Origin of the sequence: Nocardia sp. NPDC019395 (assembly GCF_040632335.1) — a bacterium.
Lineage (GTDB): Bacteria > Actinomycetota > Actinomycetes > Mycobacteriales > Mycobacteriaceae > Nocardia.
Genome location: NZ_JBEYBT010000042.1, coordinates 1 through 2178, shown reverse-complemented (window position 1 = coordinate 2178; position 2178 = coordinate 1). Strand labels below are relative to the sequence as shown.

The window sequence follows — 2178 nt, the reverse complement described above, 5'->3', positions numbered from 1 at the left end:
TGTCAACTTCGGTTGAATCGTGACCCGGTCGTTCCGGTGGAATCCGGACCCACCCCTGTTGGTTTTGGTCAGTCGTTGGTTTTGGCCGCTGGGACGCGGCCGAGGTCGCGGTCCTTGAGTCGGTAGCTGTCTCCTTTCATCGAGAGGACTTCGGCGTGGTGGACGAGGCGGTCGATCATCGCGGCGGCGACAACGTCGTCGCCGAAGACCTCGCCCCATCGGCCGAATGGTTTGTTGCTCGTCACGATCAGTGATGCCCGCTCGTAGCGGGACGAGACGAGCTGAAAGAACAGGTTCGCGGCCTCGGCTTCGAACGGGATATAGCCGACTTCATCCACGATGATCAGCGGAATCCGGCCGAGTTTGATCAGCTCAGCCTGCAGTTTTCCGGCGTGATGAGACTCAGCCAGCCGCGAGACCCATTCCGATGCGGTGGCGAACGCGACGCGGTGCCCGGCTTGGCAGGCGCGGATGCCGAGCCCGATCGACAGATGCGTTTTGCCGGTGCCGGGCGGTCCGAGGAACACGACGTTCTCCTTGGCGGTGATGAAATCCAAGGTCCCCAGGTGGGTGATCGCATCGCGTTTTAGGGATCGCTGGTGATCGAAGTCGAACTCTTCCAGTGCCTTTCGAGATGGAAACCGCGCTCCGCGGATGCGGCCTTCACCACCGTGGGATTCGCGGGCGGAGACCTCGCGCTGCAGGCAGGCAGCGAGGAACTCTTCATGGCTCCAGTTCTCGGCGCGGGCGCGTTCGGCGAGTCGCTCGACCGCATTGCCGAGTGTCGGGGCTTTGAGCGCTCGAGCGAGGTAGGCGATTTCGGAGGTGACGTTGCGTGAACCATTGGTTGCGGTCTTGGCGGCCATCAGGCGATCTCCTCGCTGCTGCTCGCCTCACCGAGGTCGAACATGCGGTCGTAGTCGGAAAGGTTTCGATGCTCGACATCGGTGTCGATCGCGGGAACCGCGACCAAACGCCGAGAACGGCGAAGATCCGCGGCCGCAGCCGCATGGTCGGGATCGGTGATGGTTTGGTGCCCAGCCCAGCACCGTTGATGCCGAGCAAGCTCGGCGCCGGCCAAGGTGACCACCACCTGCTCCGGATCAGCGCGAACCTCGACCCGACGGCCGATCGCAGCCGGATGCACCGAGTAGTCGTTGGAGTCCAGGCGAACGTAATGGTCGCGAGGCAGGCGAGTGGTGAGCCGCCAGCCGACCACCGGATCCACCGGCGGCAGCTCGAGCATCGACCGCCGATCGGCCTCCCACCGATCGAGGGGTCGACACTCCAGTCGACGATGGTGACGCTGGTTGGCTTTGATCAGCCACTCGCCGAGCTGGGCATTGAAATCGGCCGGGCTGGTGAACACCCTGCCCGGCAGAAACGACGTCTCCAGATAGCCATTCGCCCGTTCCACCAAACCCTTGGCCTCCGGATCACGAGGACGGCACTGGATCACCCGGATGCCCAGCGATCCCCGGAACGCATTCATCGTCTCGGTCAGCTGCGGCTTTCCGCCGCGCCATTGACCGACCGCGGATTCGTTGTCCCAGACCAAAGCTCTGGGAACACGCCCCCACCCCGAGATCAACAACCAATGCCCGGCCAGCAGATCCGGGCTCTGCCTGGTCGGGATCATCGTCGCAGCCATGATCCGCGAATAGCCGCTGACCATCACCAACACCGGCGGATGCCCCACATGCCCGAATCCCAACGGAACATCTACCGACGGGAACCACAGATCGCACTGGGCCAGCTCACCGGGCTGATACTCAGTGCGTGATGCCGGATCCACCGGCTTGAACAACGGCCGCAACTGCTGCACCCGCTCGAAGAACACCGTTTTGCCGCGCTGCCAGCCGACTCGTTCCATGATCACCGTCGTCGGCATGTCCGGGAACTCCGCCAGCACCGCCCTGATCTGCGGCTCGAACTCATCCACCGCCGACCCGCGCGGCTCGCGCCGATATCGCGGCGGTTCATGCGAACCCAGCGCCTTCTTCACCGTGTTCTTCGAAACCTTCATCCGGCGAGCGATCGCGCGAATCGCCATCCCCTCAGCGCGATGCAACCGGCGGATCTCCGCCCAGTCCTCCACGTTCAGCACCTCATGATCGTTCACGGGGTGGGTCAGCATTCACCCGGAATCAGAGGGTCAGTCTTCAGGCGGAAGCGACA

2 protein-coding genes are annotated in these 2178 nt (G+C 63.7%); both read right to left on the bottom strand.

Annotated features, from left to right (window positions below; all coding sequences use genetic code 11):
* Positions 1-68 precede the first annotated feature (68 nt).
* The gene (gene istB / locus ABZ827_RS31270; RefSeq protein WP_357244695.1) at positions 69-866 is read right to left on the bottom strand and encodes an IS21-like element helper ATPase IstB; all 798 of its coding nucleotides are present in this window, start codon (positions 864-866) and stop codon (positions 69-71) included.
* A complete protein-coding gene (gene istA / locus ABZ827_RS31265) occupies positions 866-2107 on the bottom strand; it encodes an IS21 family transposase (protein ID WP_357244698.1) in 1242 nt (413 codons plus the stop codon). Before istA ends, istB begins: the two co-directional genes overlap by 1 nt.
* Positions 2108-2178 lie beyond the last annotated feature (71 nt).